This is a genomic window from Nitrospirillum viridazoti CBAmc (assembly GCF_000730165.1).
GTDB lineage: Bacteria > Pseudomonadota > Alphaproteobacteria > Azospirillales > Azospirillaceae > Nitrospirillum > Nitrospirillum viridazoti.
The window spans coordinates 663,237-680,777 of record NZ_CP022110.1 but is presented as its reverse complement, the minus strand read 5'-3'; the positions used below and the strand labels follow the sequence as shown (position 1 = coordinate 680,777).

The 17,541-nt window shown below is 67.8% G+C and carries 17 protein-coding genes; 13 read left to right on the top strand and 4 right to left on the bottom strand.

The genetic code is table 11. The features are described from left to right. Window positions 1-125: 125 nt before the first annotated feature. From Y958_RS03180 to Y958_RS03155, 6 genes are all read left to right on the top strand, one after another. Window positions 126-1,058 carry a ribose-phosphate pyrophosphokinase gene (locus Y958_RS03180; protein ID WP_040845234.1) on the top strand — a complete coding sequence of 311 codons (933 nt, stop codon included), beginning with the start codon at window positions 126-128 and terminating at the stop codon, window positions 1,056-1,058. A 202-nt stretch (window positions 1,059-1,260) separates the two neighbouring features. Further along, window positions 1,261-1,869: a 50S ribosomal protein L25/general stress protein Ctc gene (locus Y958_RS03175; RefSeq protein WP_040845235.1), complete on the top strand. Its 609-nt coding sequence runs from the start codon at window positions 1,261-1,263 to the stop codon at window positions 1,867-1,869. 6 nt (window positions 1,870-1,875) lie between these two features. Further along, entirely contained in the window at window positions 1,876-2,496 is a 621-nt protein-coding gene (gene pth / locus Y958_RS03170) for an aminoacyl-tRNA hydrolase (RefSeq protein WP_088870878.1), read from the top strand. A 155-nt stretch (window positions 2,497-2,651) separates the two neighbouring features. Next, entirely contained in the window at window positions 2,652-3,074 is a 423-nt protein-coding gene (locus Y958_RS03165; protein ID WP_088870877.1) for a DUF2946 family protein, read from the top strand. Between the two features lie 277 nt (window positions 3,075-3,351). Then, the gene (locus Y958_RS03160; protein ID WP_244909350.1) at window positions 3,352-5,544 is read left to right on the top strand and encodes a TonB-dependent receptor; all 2,193 of its coding nucleotides are present in this window, start codon (window positions 3,352-3,354) and stop codon (window positions 5,542-5,544) included. A gap of 16 nt (window positions 5,545-5,560) precedes the next feature. Continuing rightward, window positions 5,561-6,283, top strand: a complete 723-nt coding sequence (locus Y958_RS03155) for an energy transducer TonB family protein (protein ID WP_088870875.1) — start codon at window positions 5,561-5,563, stop codon at window positions 6,281-6,283. 34 nt (window positions 6,284-6,317) lie between these two features. Here the strand turns inward: Y958_RS03155 and Y958_RS03150 are convergent, their stop codons facing one another. Then, the gene (locus Y958_RS03150; RefSeq protein WP_088870874.1) at window positions 6,318-6,548 is read right to left on the bottom strand and encodes a hypothetical protein; all 231 of its coding nucleotides are present in this window, start codon (window positions 6,546-6,548) and stop codon (window positions 6,318-6,320) included. Between the two features lie 63 nt (window positions 6,549-6,611). Then, window positions 6,612-7,136, bottom strand: coding sequence for a hypothetical protein (locus Y958_RS03145; RefSeq protein ID WP_145727757.1), 525 nt, complete (start codon window positions 7,134-7,136; stop codon window positions 6,612-6,614). 210 nt (window positions 7,137-7,346) lie between these two features. Between Y958_RS03145 and Y958_RS03140 the strand changes: the two genes are divergently transcribed. Next, a complete protein-coding gene (locus Y958_RS03140; protein ID WP_145727759.1) occupies window positions 7,347-8,144 on the top strand; it encodes a DUF2987 domain-containing protein in 798 nt (265 codons plus the stop codon). A 47-nt stretch (window positions 8,145-8,191) separates the two neighbouring features. Here the strand turns inward: Y958_RS03140 and Y958_RS03135 are convergent, their stop codons facing one another. Then, entirely contained in the window at window positions 8,192-9,844 is a 1,653-nt protein-coding gene (locus Y958_RS03135; protein WP_186291240.1) for a methyl-accepting chemotaxis protein, read from the bottom strand. A 294-nt stretch (window positions 9,845-10,138) separates the two neighbouring features. After that, window positions 10,139-11,599, bottom strand: a complete 1,461-nt coding sequence (locus Y958_RS03130) for a GH1 family beta-glucosidase (protein WP_244909349.1) — start codon at window positions 11,597-11,599, stop codon at window positions 10,139-10,141. Window positions 11,600-12,158: 559 nt separating this feature from the next. Here Y958_RS03130 and cysT point away from each other — a divergent pair. The 6 genes from cysT to rsfS all read left to right on the top strand — a co-directional run bounded on the left by cysT (window position 12,159) and on the right by rsfS (window position 17,525). Beyond that, entirely contained in the window at window positions 12,159-12,977 is an 819-nt protein-coding gene (gene cysT, locus Y958_RS03125) for a sulfate ABC transporter permease subunit CysT (protein WP_244411191.1), read from the top strand. Further along, window positions 12,967-13,824: a sulfate ABC transporter permease subunit CysW gene (gene cysW / locus Y958_RS03120; RefSeq protein WP_040850152.1), complete on the top strand. Its 858-nt coding sequence runs from the start codon at window positions 12,967-12,969 to the stop codon at window positions 13,822-13,824. The genes cysT and cysW overlap by 11 nt, the downstream gene beginning before the upstream one ends. Before the next feature lie 56 nt (window positions 13,825-13,880). Then, window positions 13,881-14,945, top strand: a complete 1,065-nt coding sequence (locus tag Y958_RS03115; protein WP_088870871.1) for a sulfate/molybdate ABC transporter ATP-binding protein — start codon at window positions 13,881-13,883, stop codon at window positions 14,943-14,945. Window positions 14,946-14,989: 44 nt separating this feature from the next. Then, window positions 14,990-16,261 carry a glutamate-5-semialdehyde dehydrogenase gene (locus tag Y958_RS03110; protein WP_088870870.1) on the top strand — a complete coding sequence of 424 codons (1,272 nt, stop codon included), beginning with the start codon at window positions 14,990-14,992 and terminating at the stop codon, window positions 16,259-16,261. A gap of 21 nt (window positions 16,262-16,282) precedes the next feature. Then, window positions 16,283-16,927 (top strand): nicotinate-nucleotide adenylyltransferase, encoded by a 645-nt coding sequence (locus Y958_RS03105; RefSeq protein ID WP_040845919.1) that lies wholly within the window; start codon window positions 16,283-16,285, stop codon window positions 16,925-16,927. A 208-nt stretch (window positions 16,928-17,135) separates the two neighbouring features. Continuing rightward, on the top strand, window positions 17,136-17,525 hold the full coding sequence (rsfS, locus tag Y958_RS03100; RefSeq protein ID WP_081486582.1) for a ribosome silencing factor: 390 nt from the start codon (window positions 17,136-17,138) through the stop codon (window positions 17,523-17,525). The last annotated feature ends 16 nt before the right edge of the window (window positions 17,526-17,541 follow it).

The following is a 17,541-nucleotide window of genomic DNA, read 5'->3' as shown; positions in this document are numbered from 1 at the left end:
CCCGTGCCCAGACAGCGGGGGGCGGCGGTTTACAGCCTAGGCCTTGCTTGATATGGTCCGCGCGCCTTTATGAAGGTATGAAGACGCTCCGGCGTCGCCCACTTCCTATTATTAAGAGCGACCCCATGAAGCTCATCGCCGGCAACAGCAATCATCCGCTTGCCGAGGCCATCTCGGCCTGCCTGAAGGTTCCGCTGACGAAGGCCAGCATCCGGCGCTTCAGCGACATGGAAGTCTTCGTGGAAATCCTGGAGAACGTCCGCGGCGAGGACGTGTTCGTCATCCAGTCCACCTCTTATCCCGCCAACGACAACCTGATGGAATTGCTAGTCACCATCGACGCCCTGCGTCGTGGCTCGGCCCGGCGCATCACGGCTGTGCTGCCCTATTACGGCTATGCCCGCCAGGACCGCAAGACGGGTCCCCGTACCCCCATTTCGGCCAAGCTGGTCGCCAACCTGATCACCACCGCCGGCGCCAACCGCGTGCTGACCATGGATTTGCACGCCGGCCAGATCCAGGGCTTCTTCGACATCCCCACCGACAACCTGGTGGCCGCCCCGGTGTTCGTGCAGGACATCGAGGCCACCATGGGCCGCCAGAACCTGATGATCGTGTCGCCGGACGTGGGCGGCGTGGTGCGCGCCCGCGCCATCGCCAACCGCCTGGACGCCGACCTGGCCATCATCGACAAGCGGCGTGAGCGCGCCGGCGTGTCGGAGGTGATGAACGTCATCGGCGACGTCAGCGGCCGCGACTGCATCCTGGTCGACGACATTGTGGACAGCGCCGGCACCCTGTGCAATGCCGCCGTGGCCCTGAAGGAGCGGGGCGCCAAGTCGGTGCGCGCCTACGTCACCCATGGCGTGCTGTCGGGCGGCGCCGTCGCCCGCGTGGCCCAGTCCCCGCTGGAAGCGCTGATCACCACCGACAGCATCCAGGCGACGGAAGCCGTGCGCGTCTCGCGCAACGTCCGCCACCTGACCGTCGCCCCCCTGATCGCCGAGGCGATCGAGCGCATCAGCAATGAGAAGTCGGTGTCTTCCCTGTTCGACTGAACCTACGGTCAGTCGCGCCGGCCTGTTCGACTGAACCTACGGTCAGTCGCGCGGTCCACAGTGCCAAGTACCTCGAAGGCGGCCTCATGGCCGCCTTCTTGACTCTATGGCTTGACTCCGGGCCGTCGCGCGCATACACCCGCGCATTCCGACCGCGCTCAGCACCCCTGGAGGCTGGCGCATATTCTTAAGGAGAGTACCAATGACCCAGATTATCGCGCTCGCCGCCGAGGCGCGGAACGGGGCAGGCAAGGGGACCGCCCGTCAGACCCGCCGCGATGGCCGCATCCCTGCCGTGATTTACGGCAACAAGGAAAAGCCGGTGACGATCTCCCTGGAGGCCGTCAACTTCACCCGCGTGCTGCACAAGCCGGGCTTCTTCACGCACCTGTACGACGTGACCGTCGACGGCGTGACCACCCGCACCCTGCCGCGCGACGTCCAGTTCGACCCGGTGACCGACCGTCCCCTGCACGTCGACTTCCTGCGCGTCAGCGACACCACCGAGATCGTGGTGAAGGTGCCGGTGGAATTCACGGGCCACGACGCCAGCCCCGGCCTGAAGCGCGGTGGCGTGCTGAACATCGTCCGCCACGAGGTGGAGATGCACGTCCGCGCCAATGACATTCCGGAGCACCTGACCGTGTCCCTGGAAGGCTTCGACGTGGGTGCCTCCATCCACATCAGCGCCGTGAAGCTGCCGGAAGGCACCAGCCTGGTCGTCACCGACCGCGACTTCACCGTCGCCACCATCGCCGCTCCCTCGGGCCTGAAGTCCGAAGAGAACGCGGCGGCGGCTGCCGAGGCCTGATAGATAATGCGGCTGGTGGTCGGTCTGGGCAACCCTGGCCCGGAATATGCGCACCACCGGCACAACGTCGGCTTCATGGCGGTGGACGAAATCGCCCAACGCCATCGGTTCGGCCCCTGGAAGAAACGCTTCCAGGGGCTGATCACCGAGGGGCAGATCGGCCCCGAAAAGATCTACCTTCTGAAACCGCAGACCTTCATGAACCTGTCCGGCCAATCGGTCGGGGAGGCGATGCGGTTTTACAAGATGACGCCCGACCAGGTCATCGTCCTGCATGACGAACTGGACCTGCCCCCGGGCAAGCTGCGCGCCAAGAAGGGCGGCGGCCACGGCGGGCACAACGGCCTGCGCTCCATCGACGATCACATCGGCAAGGATTACTGGCGCGTGCGCCTGGGCATCGGCCATCCGGGGGACAAGAACCTGGTGCACGGCTGGGTGCTGTCCAACTTCGCCAAGGCCGAGCAGACCTGGCTGGTCCCCTTCCTGGACGCGGTCGTGGGCGATTTCAGCCTGATGACCGAGGGCGAGCCCGAGAAGTTCCAGAGCCGCGTCGCCCTGGTCACACAGCCGCCCAAGCCGGCGAAGCAATCCGCGCCCAAGATATCCCCGGTCGAGCCTCGCTAAGCCCCCCAAGTCGGCGCCGCGTCGGCGTCGCCTGCAACGCACCCGTCAACGACATGGATCAACCAAAGCCGCCGCGCATCGGCGTGGCTGCCGTGAGTGCCCCTGCGTTGACTTGAGGGTCATGGCCCCGGAAAGTCTTCCGAGGAATCGGGGGCATGACACGACGCACCGCACATAACCGGCTGGACCGGGCACGCCGCAACAGCGGCAGGCGCCTGATCGCCTGGCTGACGCTGGCGCTGCTGGCCATCGACGTGATGGCCGCTGGCGTGCTGCCCCTGCGCGTGCGGGCAGCGCAGGCCGACCCGGACACCGCCTACATCCTCTGCGGCCCGGCATCACCGGCCAGCGGGCATAAGAACAACGATGCGTCCCGTCATGGGACCGGCGGCCATGCCCAGCCGTTTTGCGCTTATTGCCTACCCTTCCTGCACGGCGGCATGGCCCTGCCGTCCCCGGTGCCCCTGCCGCTGCCCCGGCTTGCGGGCCGGTTGGATCTGACCAGCGCCGTTAGTCCGGCGGAGACCACCCCCTACCGCCAGTCCGCCTATCCCCGGGGCCCACCGGCCCGGGCCTGATGTCCCCCAATCGACCCCGCCCCCACCACCCCTCGACCAAGGGGTGGACCGGTGCGGTCCTTCCCAGTCGCGGCCCTTACCGGGTCCAGCGCGCGGCGGAGCATGTCCGGACGCGCCCCATGGCGGGGCGCGCCGCTGGGACGTTGCCGGCCGCGGCCGCCCGGAGTCCGCCGCCCTTTTTGGATTGGCGTCACGAATGTCATTCATCGTTTCCAGCGCCCTCGCCGGGCGCCTCGCTCCGTCGCGTCGCCCGAGTGGGCCGCGCGCGTCCGTCCCTTTGATCCGGGTATCAGCCCTGGCCCTGATGGCCGGTGCCCTGCCTTGGCTGCCGGCCACCGCGATGGCCCAGCAGGCCGCGACCGACGGGAAGCCAACCGCCGTCGCCCTGCCCGCCATTGACGTGGACAGGGAGTTCGCGGTCGGGGGTATGTCCGCCCCGTCCGCTGACGGCCACCTCAGCAGCCAGGCCATCGCCGACCGCCGAACCGCCACCCCCGACACCGCCGCCCTGCTCTCCGGGTTGCCCGGCGTCTCCCTTTATGGGGCCGGTGGCATTTCCAGCCTGCCCGTCCTCCGGGGCCTGGCCGACGATCGGGTGCTGACCCTGGTCAACAATGTGCCGGTGGCCGCGTCCTGCCCCAACCATATGAACCCGGCCCTGTCCTACATCGCCCCCGGCGACGTGGGCGCCATCGACGTTCTGGCGGGGGTGACACCGGTCAGCCGAGGCGGCGACAACATCGGCGGCACCATCGCCGTCACCACGCCGGAGCCACAATTCGTCGGCGAAGGCCGGGGCATGGCCGTGCACGGCGACGTGTCCACCGCCTTCCGCAGCGTGAACAACGGCACGACCGTGGGTGGCCACCTGTCCGTCGCGACCGACCGCTACGTCGTGGGCTATGCCGGTTCATGGAGCCGGGGCGACGACTATGCCCGCGGCGGCGACGGCAAGGACGTCAACTCCACCCTGTTCGAAACCCAAACCCACACGCTCAGCCTGGCGGCCCGGGTGGGCGAGGACGGCGTGCTGGAGGTGCGCGGCGGCGTGCAGTACACGCCCTATGAAGGCTTCGCCAACCAGCGCATGGACATGACCGACAACCGCGGCACCTCGGTCGACGCGCACTACAAGGCCGGCTTCGCCTGGGGCAGCCTGGATGCCACCGCCTATTGGCAGCATGTGCGCCACGCCATGAACTTTCTGGAGGACAAGGGCGGTTCGGATGGCGGCGGCATGCCCATGAATACCCGGTCCAACGCCACCGGTTACACGGTGAAGGCCGACATTCCGCTCAGCGCCGCCGACACGCTGCGGCTGGGCAGCGAGTTCCATCACTACGCCCTGGATGACTGGTGGCCGCCGGTGGGCGGCATGATGGCCATGATGATGGGCCCCAACACCTTCCACACCATCAACGGCGGCACGCGCGACCGCCTGGGCACCTTCGTGGAATGGGAACGGACCTGGGGCGGCGGCTGGAGCAGCCTGGCCGGCCTGCGTAATGACACGGTGTGGACGAACACCGGCACCGTGTCGGGCTACAACACCAGCTACGCCGCCAACGCCGCCGCCTTCAACGCCCGCGACCGCGCCCGCTCGGACGCGAACGTCGATGCCACGGCCGAGTTGCGCTACGCCATCGACGATCAGGCGACGGTCGATTTGGGCTACGCCCGCAAAAGCCGCTCCCCCAACCTGTATGAGCGCTATGCCTGGTCCACCGGCAACATGGCCAGCAGCATGATCACCTGGAATGGCGACGGGAACTACTACGTCGGCAATCCCGACCTGAAGCCCGAGGTCGCCAACACGGTCAGCGCCTCATTCAGCTGGCATGCGGCACCCCCCGCCGACGGTGCAGCAGCGCCCCCGGCCTGGGAAATCCGCCTGACCCCCCACTACAGCTATATCGAGGACTATATCAGCCAGCGCCTGCTGGCCCCGGTGGTATCCAACGGCGTTCCCTTCGCCAAGGTCATGTTCGCCAACCGCGACGCCCGTACCTATGGCGTGGACCTGTCGGGCCAGGCCACCGTCTGGCGTGACGCCGACCATGGTGCCATCGGCATCAGCGGTGTGCTGGGCTGGGTCCGGGGCCAGACGGTATCGGACGAGGATGGCCTCTATCACATGATGCCCTTGAACGGCCGCATCGCCCTGGACCACACGCTGGGCGGCTGGCACGGGGCGGTGGAGGTGCAGATGGTCGACGCCAAGACGCAGGTCGAGCGCCTGCTGCGGGAGCCCACCACCCCCGGCTACACCCTGGTGAACCTGCGCGGCAGCTACACCTGGGGGGATGTGCGGGTGGACTTCGCCATCGAGAACCTGATGGACAAGGCCTATGCCCTGCCGCTGGGCGGCATCGACTATGGCGACTGGCGGGCCGCCAAGTACGCCACGCCCCTGGGCTCGGTGCCCGGCCCGGGGCGCTCGTTCAATGCCGGCCTGACGGTCAAGTTCTGACGGGGACGGTTCGGGCATGAGGCAGAAGACCGCCCCGTCCTGGGTGTCGCCCGGTGTCATGGCCGGCTTTCGTCCGGCCGCCTATGGCCGGGCGGTGCATCCGCGCGCCGGGGCGGTCTTCGCCGCCCTTATCGCCCTCGCCATCCAGGCCGCCTTGGTGACCTGGATGGCCGGGCTGTCGGGCCCGCCGGCGGCAGCCCGCGCGCAGGACGAAACCGTGGTAGTGGCCCGGCTGCTGCCCCCGCCGCCGCGGTTGGTGGAAACGCCCCCGGTCCGGCCCCCCCGCCAACCGCCACCGTCCCAGGCACGGCAGCGGAGCCCCGCAGCCCCCGTGAGCCAGCCGCCCCCCGCCCCGCCGATCGTGGCGGCAGCCCTTCCCGTCCCTGAGACACCGCCACCGCAAGCCGGGACCGCCGACGCACCGCCCCCGGCCGTGGTCCGGCGCCCCCCCGATCCGCCAACGCCGGATGTGCTTGAGGCCTATACCCGCGCCGTGTGGCAGGCGCTGGCCCGCCATCGGCCCGCCCATGTCGCGGCGGCGGGCACGGTGGTGCTGGCCATAACGGTGGCCGCCGACGGTCAGGTGCGCGACGCCATGATCCTGACGTCCAGCGGCAGCGCCGTGCTGGACGACATCGCGTTGCGCGCCGTCAGCCAAGCGGCGCCCCTGCCGACACCGCCGGAGGCGCTGCTGACGGACGGGCGGTTCAGCTTCACGGTGCCGTTCCGCTTCCGCTAACGGAGCAAATGGGGAGGGCCGCCCAAGGGGGCGGTCAGGCCATGATATCCAGCAGCCGCTTGCTGTTGTCGTCCACCGTCTGGGCGACCTTGGTCAGGGCCTTGAAGGTCAGGGCGTCGCTGCTGAGACTGACCACGTCGGTGGGATTGATGTCTCCGCCCTTGGATGCCGCGATGGCCGTGGCGTCCCGGTCCACGCGCGCGCTGCTGGACTGCAGGCCGGCGGCCACGGTGGCGTAGGGGTTGGGGGCGGAGATGCTGGTCATGCTCCGGAATATAGCATCGCCGCCGGCCCTGGCACAGGGGGCCGCGTCGGAAAGGCGCGGGGTTCAGCTTTGCGGCGGCACCACCAGCACGGTGACGGTGGATGCCCGGCTGTTGGTCAGTTGCAGTTGGTAGGTGCCGGCGGCCAGACCGAAATCCACCACCTTATGGATGCCGGAGCAGTTGGGGCCGTGCTTGTGGCTGGTGCTGTCCAGCGACTTGCCGTCCGCCACCACGTCGATCCAGGCTGCCCCATCGATGGCGATGCGGTAGGGACCCGCAGCGGGCACGGTGAAGGCCACGATGCCGGCGTAGGTCTTCTCTCCTGCCGGCTTGGGCGGGGTGACGGCCAGGGTCACGCCTTCCTTCGCCGCCAGGGTCACCCGCGCCGGCGTGCCGGGCATCAGGGCGGGGGGTCCGCCCGGGGTGGTCGCGGCCGTCACCGGCACCGCCGCCAGCCCCCAAGCCTTGAGGTCGGCCGGCCATTCCACAGCGACACCTTTGCAGGAGGGGTCGGCCATCTGGGCCCGGGCCGGCGCCACCAGCGCCATCATCACCGCCACCACTCCTGTCGCAGTTCTCCGCAGCATGACCGATCCCTTCCCTGACGCGGCGCTATATTCAATCTGATATAGCGCCCATGTGTCCCCGCCTGACAAGGAAATCGCGCGGCGACCCGCAGCGGCAAGTCGGCGCGACCACTAAAATTGACCGCCAACCGGCCCTATACTCGCCCCAATCACAACCCTTAGTAAGAGAGCGGCCGATGGGGGCCGGTGATGGACAGGATGGGGATATCCTTGAAAGCCATACTTTATGGGCGGGCGGTGCTGATCGCCCTGGCCTTGGGGTGCGCCGGCGCAGCCGGTGCCCAAACGACGGGGCAGCCAGCGGTGGATCAAGCAGCGACGGCGCAGGCCGAACCCCCGGCGGAAGCGGTGCCGGAAATGGTGGTGACCTCGCGGGAGCAGTTCGGCAAGACCTCTTACGCCAAGCTGGCGGAGGCCCTGAAGGTGCTGGACCGCATGGAGGGCGCCAGCGGCCGGCACCTGCGCATGATCTTCAAGGTGCAACTGGACAAGGACAAGTCCGGCCCCCTGCCCATCCAGCTGTGGGCCGTCTACAACAGCAAGGAGGAGGCCATCGAATCCACGCCCGACGGCTATTTCTACATTCCCTACCGCGCCGACTGGGAGGCTGCCGACGCCAAGCTGGTCAGCAATCAGGCCAAGGGGTCGCTGCGCGCCACGGTGATGCTGGAGGTGCTGTCCGACGGGAAGCAGCCCGTCGCCTACAGCGAATTGCGCCAAGGCGCCAAGGTGCTGGACCAGGCGATCGAGGAATTCGTGGGGCCGGTCATGGGTTTCTTCGTCCCCAGCATCGACGAACTGGACTTCAGTTGCGAGCCGGACGCCCACTGCCACGTCCATGCCGCTCTCGATACGGGGGAAGCGCTGGAAGCCGACGACCAGGGACGGCCCATTCTGGAATTCGGCCGCAAGCTGGACCGGCGCAATCCCACCCTGCAGCTCAGCGCCACGGCGGAGGACGGCACCCCCACGCGTCTCTACGCCCTGCCCCAGCTGCATGTGTTCTGACCGGAAAAGGCGGGGGCCAGCGGCATCACCGCCGGCCCCGCCCCCTTTTAAGCGGCACGCACGCGGCTGATGAAGCTGCCCACCTCCGTGCGCAGGATGTCGGAGCTGCGACCCAGGCCGCTGGCCGCCGCCAGCACCAGGGACGCGGCCTGTCCCGCCTCGGCGGACGCCACGGTGACGCCGGCGATGCTGCGCGACACGTCCTGGGTGCCATGGGCCGCCTGGTCAACGTTGCGGGCGATCTCCTGCGTCGCAGCGCTCTGCTCCTCCACCGCCGAGGCGATGGCGCTGGAGATCTGGCTCAACTCATCGATGACCGCGCCGATGCCCTCGATCGCGCCCACCGCCTGCCGGGTGGAGGACTGGACTTCCGCGATCTGGGCGACGATTTCGTCAGTGGCCTTGGCGGTCTGGGTCGCCAGGGTCTTGACCTCGCCCGCCACGACCGCGAAGCCCCGGCCGGCCTCACCCGCCCGCGCCGCCTCGATGGTGGCGTTGAGGGCCAGCAGGTTGGTCTGGCTGGCGATATTGCTGATCAGCTCGATGACCCGACCGATACGCTCCGCATTCGAGGCCAGGCCGCGCACCATCTCGTTGGCCAGCCGCGCTCGCTCCACCGCGCTGCTGGACACCTCGCTGGAATGGCCGACGCGCTGGCTGATCTCGCCGATGGAGGAGGAAAGCTGGTCGGCGGCCGCGGACACGGTCTGGACATTGGCTGTCGTCTGGTCCGCCGCCACCGCTACGGTGGTGGCCTGGCGGTTGGTCTCCTCGGCGATGGACGACATGGCGCTGGCGGTGGACGACAGTTGCTCGGCGGCGGAAGAAACCGCCTGGACCACCCCGGCCACCTTGGCGTCGAACAGGTCCGCCAACTCGTCCATCGCCTTTTTCTTTTCAGCCGCAGCGCGCTGCTCCTGCTCCCTCGCGGCGGCCTCCATCTCCCGGGTGCGCAGGATGTTGGTCTTGAAGACCTGCATGGTCTCCGCCACCGCCCCCAGCTCATCCTTGCGCCCCATGCCGAAGACGGTGAAGCCCACGTCCCCGGCCGCCAGGCGCTGCAGGCAATCCACGGTGGCGGCGATGGGACGGGCCACGCCGACATGACCGATGAACAGGCCCAGCGCGATGCCCAAAAGGGTGCCGGCGGCCGTGCCGATCAGCATGGTGCGCTTGGCGCCGTCCGCCATGACCTGGCCCCGGTGCGCCATGTCCGTCCCCGCCTTGTCATAATGTTCCGCCAGCGCCCGGATCCGCTGCTGCAGCTGATCGACCAGGGTCCGGCCTTCCTTGACTGAGGTGATGAGGGCCATCTGGTCCGCCGTCGGCACCACCCCGCCCAGGGCGCGCGCCTTCTCCATCGTCGTTTCCAGGCTGGTCACGAAGGCGGCATAACCGTCGGCGACCCCGCGCAGCATTTCCTGTTCCTGGGAATCGGCGCTGGACCGCAGGTCATCCAGGCTGCGTTCGAAAAGGGCGCGACTTTCAGCCACCGACTTTTCAACCGTCGCCATCGATTCCTGCGATGCGTCCAAGCCGATCCGGTATTGAGAACGGTTGAGCGTCAACAGGGTATTGTTCATGCGAGAGGCCCGCAGCGCCTGGCCATCCGCATCGTCGATGTCCTGCCCCGCCATGCCCAGCGTGACGGCGCTGTGGTACCCCGTGTAACCGACATAAATCAAGATGGCAGACAACAAGCCAACAATTATCAATATCTTATGGACAATGCGAATGTTCGATAAAGACATGAAATCCCCCTCAGATCGCGGGCGCGAAACGAAATGTCAACGCGGGAGGATTTTCTGTTCTTACTCGCTTAAGATAAGATTAACGCCGCGATGGATTTAATATTTACTACTATTGTAGTTAAATGAGACCGTTCATATTCGATTAATGCTCAATTTTATTGATTGGCTTTGCAAGTATTTATTAGAAATCACATCCGGATCACTCGCAAGGACGGACGGGGCGCGTGGCCCCGTCCACCGCAATCAGAAGCCGTTGTTCTTGGCGACCTTGGCGTACCAAAGGCCGCTGTCCTTGATGGTCCGCTTCTGGTCGTTCTTGTAATCGACGTACGTCAGGCCGAAACGCTGGGTGTAGCCCTGGGCCCATTCGAAATTGTCCATCAGGCTCCAGGCGTGATAGGCGCGCACCGGCGCCCCATCCTGGATGGCGCGGGACAGGGCCGCGAAATAGGCCTTCATGTACTCGATGCGCTTTTCATCCTTCACATGACCATCGACCAGCGGCGTGTTGTAAGCGGCACCGCTTTCCGTGATCTCGATGGGGCGGTTGCCGATAGCCTTGGCCATGCGGACCAGCGTGTCGTGGAAGCCATCGGGATCGATGTCCCAGCCGATGTCGGTCTTGGCGTGCGGCCCCTCACCCCATTCGTGCGACGTGTTCAGGCCGGGGACGCCGTTGCCCTCGGGCTTATCCGCCACCACCCAGCGGGTGTAGTAGTTCAGGCCCACCATGTCGTAGTCGGCGCGCATGACCTTCTCGTCACCCGGCTGGAAGCCCAGCAGGGCGTCGCGCTGATCGGCCGGCAGCACGTCGGGGTAGGTTCCGTCCAGCACCGGCTGCAGGAACCACAGGTTCAGGAAGCGGTGGTAGCGCTCAGCGGCGACCTTGTCGGCCTCGCTGTCCGTACGCGGCACCATGTTGGCCACGTCGCAGACGCTGCCCACCTGGAACTTGGGGTTGATGGCCTTCATGGCGCGGAAGGCCTTGCCCTGGCTGAGGTTCACCACGTGGGTGGCCTTCAGCATCTGCAGCGGGTCCTTGTGGCCCGGGGCGAAGATGCCCTCCCAATAGCCGAGGTGGGTGAAGGTCTTGGGCTCGTTCAGGATGGCCCAATGGTTGATGCGGTCGCCCAAGGCGCGGCCGACGATGTCGGCGTATTCCGCCAGCCGGTCGGACGTGTCGCGGTTGGTCCATCCGCCTTCATCGTCCAGGGCCTGCGGCAGGTCCCAGTGGTACAGCGTGACCAGGGGGCGGGCCCCCGCCTCCAGCACCGCGTCGGTCAGGCGCTTGTAATAGTCCAGGCCGGCCTGGTTGACCGCCCCCTTGCCCAGCGGCTGCACCCGCGACCAGGCGACGGAATAACGATAGCTCTTCAGGTTCAGCTGGCGGATGAGGGCCGCGTCTTCCCTGTATTTGTGATAGCTGTCGCAGGCCACGTCGCCGGTGTCGTCGTTCTTGATGCGGCCCAGGCCCTTCTGGTGGGTGAACGTGTCCCAGATGGACGGCCCCTTGCCGTCGGCGTTCCAGCCGCCCTCGACCTGATAGGCGGCGGTGGCCGCACCCCACAGGAAGTCCTTCGGGAACACCACCTGGCCCGCCTTCGTGGCGGCCAGCGCGGACCGCCAGGTCGCGGCCGTCCCCCCCAGGGCGCCCACACCGGCCAGGGCGGCGGCGCCCTGCAAAAGGGTGCGACGATTCATCATGCTTTTAACACTCCGTTCCTTGGTAGCGCCTCATCCCCACGGAGGGCCCGCCGCGAACGCTCATCCCGCGGCAAGATCCGGTATCGGCTGTACGGCAAGGCCAGGGCGCGCGCCAGCAGTGTCGATCCAGCCGGACGAACCGGCCTGAAACGTCGCCAGCTTTGGTTTTAGTCATGCCCTTCCTCCCAGGACGACTTTTACCCCATCCCGGACAACGCTGTCACACGTCATGTGACCGCTACCGCGCCGGATTCTCATCCCCGCCCCCGCCTACCCGATAGGATCAAATTTCACACTTTTGTGATGGTGATTTATTGGAAGATGCATGGCACCGTTGTGAAAGACGTGCCTGCCCCGCACGGCGTGAAGGTTGTACACGCTCCGGGGCTTATGCATTAATCTCGCGTCTCGAATTTGGGGAAAGGCCGCACATGACCCGACCGGGTTCGCCTCACGTCGACTTATCCCTTTCGGGCGGGCCCTTTGTGGGTGGGAACGCCTCGTGACGGCCGCCGCGTCGACCACGGCGACCAAGCCGGCCAGGCGGGGGTGGGCCTTCCTGGCCCCGACGATCCTGCCCGGCTTTGGCACCGCCTTCGGCTTCACCCTGGCCTATCTCTGCCTGATCGTCCTGATCCCCCTGGGCCACATGGCCCTGCGGGCGGCCGATGTGGGTTGGGACCGGTTCTGGGCCATCACCCTGGCCCCCCGGGTGCTGCACGCCTTCTTTGTCAGCTTCGGCTGCGCGCTGGCGGCCGCCCTGATCAACGCCGTGTTCGGCCTGGTGGTGGCGTGGGTGCTGGTGCGGTATCGCTTTCCCGGCCGACGCCTCATCGACGCCATGGTCGACCTGCCCTTCGCCCTGCCCACCTCCGTCGCCGGCATCGCGCTGACGGCCATCTACGCCCCCAATGGCTGGATCGGGGCCCTGGCCAAGGCGGCCGGGTTCAAGATCGCCTTCACCCCCCTGGGCATCGTCATCGCCCTGGTGTTCGTGGGCATGCCCTTCATCGTGCGCACGGTGGAACCGGTGCTGCAGGATTTGGACGCCGAGGTGGAGGAGGCCGCCGCCTCGCTGGGCGCCACGCGCTGGCAGACCTTCACCAAGGTGCTGCTGCCCACCATCCTGCCGGCGCTGATCACCGGCGTGGCGTTGGCCTTCGCGCGCGGCGTGGGGGAGTATGGCTCCGTCATCTTCATCGCCGGCAACATCCCGGCGGTGTCCGAGATCGTGCCCCTGCTGATCGTCGCCCGGCTGGAGCAGTACGATTATGCCGGCGCCACCGTCATCGCCACGGCCATGATGGGAGTTTCCTTCCTCATGCTGCTGGGCATCAACTTCCTGCAGCGCTGGACCCGGTCGCGCCATGCCCGCTGAGCCGCATTCCCGCCGCCCCGCCGTGGGCGAAGGCCCGATGATGCGCCTGGCGCTCATCGGCCTCGCCATCCTGTTCCTGGCGGCCTTCCTGGCCCTGCCGCTGGTGGCGGTGTTCAGCCAGGCCCTGGCCAAGGGTGTCGGCGCCTTCCTCAAGGGTCTGGCCGATCCCGACGCCCTGTCGGCCGTCCGGCTGACCCTGACGGTGGCCGCCATCGCCGTGCCGCTGAACCTGGTGTTCGGCGTGGCCGCCAGCTGGGCCATCGCCAAATTCAATTTCCGGGGCAAGAGCCTGCTGCTGGCCCTGATCGACCTGCCCTTCTCCGTCTCGCCAGTCATTTCCGGCCTGGTCTACGTGCTGCTGTTCGGCCTGCACGGCAGCTTCGGTCCCTGGCTGCGCGACCACGGGGTGCAGATCATCTTCGCCGTGCCGGGCGTGGTCATGGCCACCGTCTTCGTCACCTTCCCCTTCGTGGCGCGCGAACTGATCCCTCTGATGCAGGAGCAGGGCGTGGAGGACGAGGAGGCCGCCATCGTGCTGGGAGCCAGCGGCTGGCAGACCTTCCGCCTGGTGACCCTGCCCAACATCCGCTGGGGCCTGCTGTACGGCGTGCTGCTGTGCAACGCCCGCGCGATGGGGGAGTTCGGGGCGGTGTCCGTCGTCTCCGGCCATATCCGGGGCAAGACCAACACCATGCCCCTGCATGTCGAGATTCTGTACAACGAATACAACTTCGTGGCCGCCTTCGCGGTGGCCTCGCTGCTGGCGCTGCTGGCGCTGGTGACCCTGGCGGCCAAGGCGGCCCTGGAATGGCGCTTCGCCGACCAGATCGCCGCCGCCAAACGGTGAGACCAGACCGGTGAGAGAAGCGGCGATAATGACGATCAAGCAAACGGGCGGCGCGCATGGCCATTGAAATCCGCAACGTGGAAAAGACCTTCGGCGCCTTCACCGCCTTGGGCGGCGTCAGCCTGGACGTGCGCTCGGGCGAGCTCTTAGCCCTGTTGGGCCCCAGCGGTTCCGGCAAGACCACCCTGCTGCGCATTATCGCCGGCCTGGACCATGCCGACGCCGGCGAGGTCAGCTTCGACGGGCAGGACACCCGCGACCGCGCGGCGCGGGACCGTAAGGTGGGCTTCGTCTTCCAGCACTACGCCCTGTTCCGGCACATGACCGTCTTCGACAACGTGGCCTTCGGCCTGCGCGTCAAGAAGAAGGCGGAGCGGCCGGCCGAGATGGACATCCGCCGCCGCGTGGACCAGCTGCTGACCATGGTGCAGCTGTCGCACCTGGCCACCCGCTACCCCAGTCAGCTGTCCGGCGGCCAGCGCCAGCGCGTGGCCCTGGCCCGGGCGCTGGCCATCGAACCCAAGGTGCTGCTGCTGGATGAGCCCTTCGGCGCACTGGACGCCAAGGTGCGCAAGGATCTGCGCAAGTGGCTGCGCCACCTGCACGACGACATGCACATCACCTCCATCTTCGTGACCCACGACCAGGAAGAGGCGCTGGAGCTGGCGGATCGCGTGGTGGTCATGAACCACGGCCAGATCATCCAGGTGGGCACCCCGGCGGAGGTGTACGACCACCCCGCCGACAGCTTCGTCTTCGACTTCCTGGGCGGGGTGAATCGCCTGAACGGCGTCATCGAGGCGGGCGTGGCGCGCCTGGACGGCAAGGCCGTGCGGGTGGATGGCGCCGTCGGCGCCGACGGCCCGGCCGTCATCTATGTCCGCCCCCACCAGGTGGAACTGGGCGTGGCCCCGGCCGAGGGCGTGCCGGAGGGCAAGTGGAGCGCCCGGGTCAGCAGCCTGCACGCCGCCGGTCCCGTGGCCCGGCTGGAACTGGATCTGGCCGGCCGCGCGCTGGAAGCACAGCTGTCCCGCGACCGGTTGAGCGATCTGGCGCTGGAGGTGGGCAGCTGGTGTACTGTGGACTTCCGTCACGCCCGGGTGTTTCCCGCTAAGAGCTAGGGGCTGGGGCGTGACGGCGTAACGGATATCAGGGCGTTGGGATCATGGACGGGCAGACGGTCGACCTTACGGCATTGATGCAGGACATCGGGCAGCGCGCGCGCGCCGCCAGCGCCCGGTTGGCCGTGACCACGCCGGAGCAGCGCGTGGCAGGCCTGCGCGCCGCTGCATTCGCCCTGCGCGCCGACGCCGCCACCATCCTGGACGCCAACGCGCGCGACATGGCGGCCGGCCAGGCCAAGGGCCTGACCCCCGCCCTGCTGGACCGCCTGCGCCTGGACGAAGGCCGGTTGGAGGCCATCGCCAAGGGCCTGGAGGACGTGGCCGACCTGCCCGACCCCCTGGGCGCCGTCATGGCCGACTGGACCCGGCCCAACGGCCTGCGCATCCAGCGGGTGCGGGTCCCCCTGGGCGTCATCGGCATCATCTATGAAAGCCGGCCCAACGTGACGGCGGATGCCGGCGGCCTGTGCGTGAAGTCCGGCAACGCCGCCATCCTGCGCGGCGGTTCGGAAAGTCTGCATTCGTCCAGCACCATCGTCACGGCCATGCGCCGGGGCCTGGTGGAAGGCGGCCTGCCCGCCGACGCCGTGCAGCTGGTGCCCACCACCGACCGCGCCGCCGTCGGCATCCTGCTGACCATGACCGATTTCGTCGACGTCATCATCCCCCGGGGCGGCAAGTCCCTGACGGCGCGGGTGGCGGCGGAATCGCGCGTGCCGGTGATCAAGCATCTGGACGGCATCTGCCACGTCTACCTGGACCGGGCGGCCGATCCGGCCAAGGGCCGCGCCATCGCCCTCAACGCCAAGATGCGCCGCACCGGCATCTGCGGCGCCATGGAGACGCTGCTGGTCCACCGCGACGTGGCGGCCGCCCAGCTGCCCGCCCTGATCGAGGATCTGGTCGGCGTCGGCTGCGAGGTGCGGGGCGATGCCACCGTGCAGGCCCTGGACGCCCGCGTGTTGCCGGCCGACGACGCCGACTGGGACACCGAATACCTGGACGCCATCCTGTCGGTGAAGGTGGTGGAAGGCGTGGATGAGGCCATCGCCCACATCGAGCGCCACGGCAGCCACCATACCGACAGCATCGTGACCGAGGATGCCGCCACGGCCGAGCGGTTCCTGGCCCGGGTCGACAGCGGCATCGTGCTGTGGAACGCCTCCACCCAGTTCGCCGATGGCGGGGAATTCGGCTTCGGCGCCGAGATCGGCATTTCCACCGGCAAGCTGCACGCCCGCGGCCCCGTGGGTGCCGAGCAGCTGACCAGCTACAAATACGTCGTGCGCGGCGACGGCCAGACGCGCCCGTAAGCGACCGGCCGGCGTTACCCCATGTCGACATCTCCCCACGGCCGCTATTGGATTCGACCGCGGCCGCTGACCGGGGCCAGTTGGGCCGGACGCCGTATCGGCATCCTGGGCGGGTCCTTCAACCCCGCCCACGCCGGCCACCGCCACGTCAGTCAATGGATGCTGCGCCGCCTGAACCTGGACCAGGTGTGGTGGCTGGTCAGCCCGCAGAACCCGCTGAAGCAGGCGCGGGGCATGGCCACGCTGGACGCGCGCCTGGACGCCGCGCGCGCCGCCGCCCGCGATCCGCGCATCCTGGTGACGGACCTGGAGACGCAGCTGGGCACCCGCTACACCGTGGACACGCTGGAGGCCCTGCGCCGCCGCTATCCACGCACCCGCTTCGTCTGGATCATGGGCGCCGACAACCTGCTGCAGATTCCGCGCTGGCGGGGATGGACGCGCATCCTGGGTCGCATGCCGGTTGCCGTGTTTCCGCGCCGCCCCTATTCCCTAAAGGCGCTTGTCGGCAAGGCCGCGCGGCGTTATCTCCGCAATCGGGTTCCTCCACGGGACGCGGGCGGGCTGCCGGCACGATCGGCACCGGCCTGGACCTTCCTGGACGGGCCGCTGCATCCCGCCTCCGCCACCGAAATCCGGCGGAAGGGGTGGTGGGCCGGCCGGTGACGGGAAAAGCGGACTGCAAGGACTAATCCCGTAGGCAAGCGCGCCCCGTGCGGCTTGCCCACGGACATCATCGGACTATCATCAGGGTGCGGGCCGGCCATGCCGGATCCTCAGCGCCCTTTTTTGCTTAGAGGTAACGATCATTTCCACCATCGCCCATTTCCCGACGCCGACCGCTGGGCGGACGGCGCCCCAGCCGCTTCCGGACATGGCGGCCCCCGACTTCCCCGAGCAGCTGCGCGACCTGATCGTCGCCAGTGTGGAGGATGACAAGGCCGAAGGCACCGTGGTGCTCGACCTCAAGGGCAAGTCCACCTTGGCCGACTACATCGTCATCACATCGGGCCGTTCCGCCCGCCAGGTGGATGCCATGGCCGGCCATCTGCTGTCCAAGCTGAAGGAAGTCGGCCTCATCGGTCTCGACGCCGAGGGCACGCCCCAGTGTGACTGGGTGCTGATCGACGCCGGCGACGTGCTGGTCCACCTGTTCCGTCCCGAGGTCCGCGCCTTCTACAACCTGGAAAAGATGTGGGGCGTGGAACTGCCGCCCGACTTCGCCGGGTTCGGCGCGCCGGCAGGCGACTTCCTGTCTGTCTGATCGTGATAGAACGGTA

Bases quoted from the DNA above. Each gene is read 5' to 3' on its own strand.
- Y958_RS03180 (WP_040845234.1), top strand. From the start codon at position 126: ATGAAGCTCATCGCCGGCAACAGCAATCATCCGCTTGCCGAGGCCATC.
- Y958_RS03175 (WP_040845235.1), top strand. From the start codon at position 1,261: ATGACCCAGATTATCGCGCTCGCCGCCGAGGCGCGGAACGGGGCAGGC.
- pth (WP_088870878.1), top strand. From the start codon at position 1,876: ATGCGGCTGGTGGTCGGTCTGGGCAACCCTGGCCCGGAATATGCGCAC.
- Y958_RS03165 (WP_088870877.1), top strand. From the start codon at position 2,652: ATGACACGACGCACCGCACATAACCGGCTGGACCGGGCACGCCGCAAC.
- Y958_RS03155 (WP_088870875.1), top strand. From the start codon at position 5,561: ATGAGGCAGAAGACCGCCCCGTCCTGGGTGTCGCCCGGTGTCATGGCC.
- Y958_RS03150 (WP_088870874.1), bottom strand. From the start codon at position 6,548: ATGACCAGCATCTCCGCCCCCAACCCCTACGCCACCGTGGCCGCCGGC.
- Y958_RS03145 (WP_145727757.1), bottom strand. From the start codon at position 7,136: ATGCTGCGGAGAACTGCGACAGGAGTGGTGGCGGTGATGATGGCGCTG.
- Y958_RS03130 (WP_244909349.1), bottom strand. From the start codon at position 11,599: ATGATGAATCGTCGCACCCTTTTGCAGGGCGCCGCCGCCCTGGCCGGT.
- cysW (WP_040850152.1), top strand. From the start codon at position 12,967: ATGCCCGCTGAGCCGCATTCCCGCCGCCCCGCCGTGGGCGAAGGCCCG.
- Y958_RS03115 (WP_088870871.1), top strand. From the start codon at position 13,881: ATGGCCATTGAAATCCGCAACGTGGAAAAGACCTTCGGCGCCTTCACC.
- Y958_RS03110 (WP_088870870.1), top strand. From the start codon at position 14,990: ATGGACGGGCAGACGGTCGACCTTACGGCATTGATGCAGGACATCGGG.
- Y958_RS03105 (WP_040845919.1), top strand. From the start codon at position 16,283: ATGTCGACATCTCCCCACGGCCGCTATTGGATTCGACCGCGGCCGCTG.
- rsfS (WP_081486582.1), top strand. From the start codon at position 17,136: ATGGCGGCCCCCGACTTCCCCGAGCAGCTGCGCGACCTGATCGTCGCC.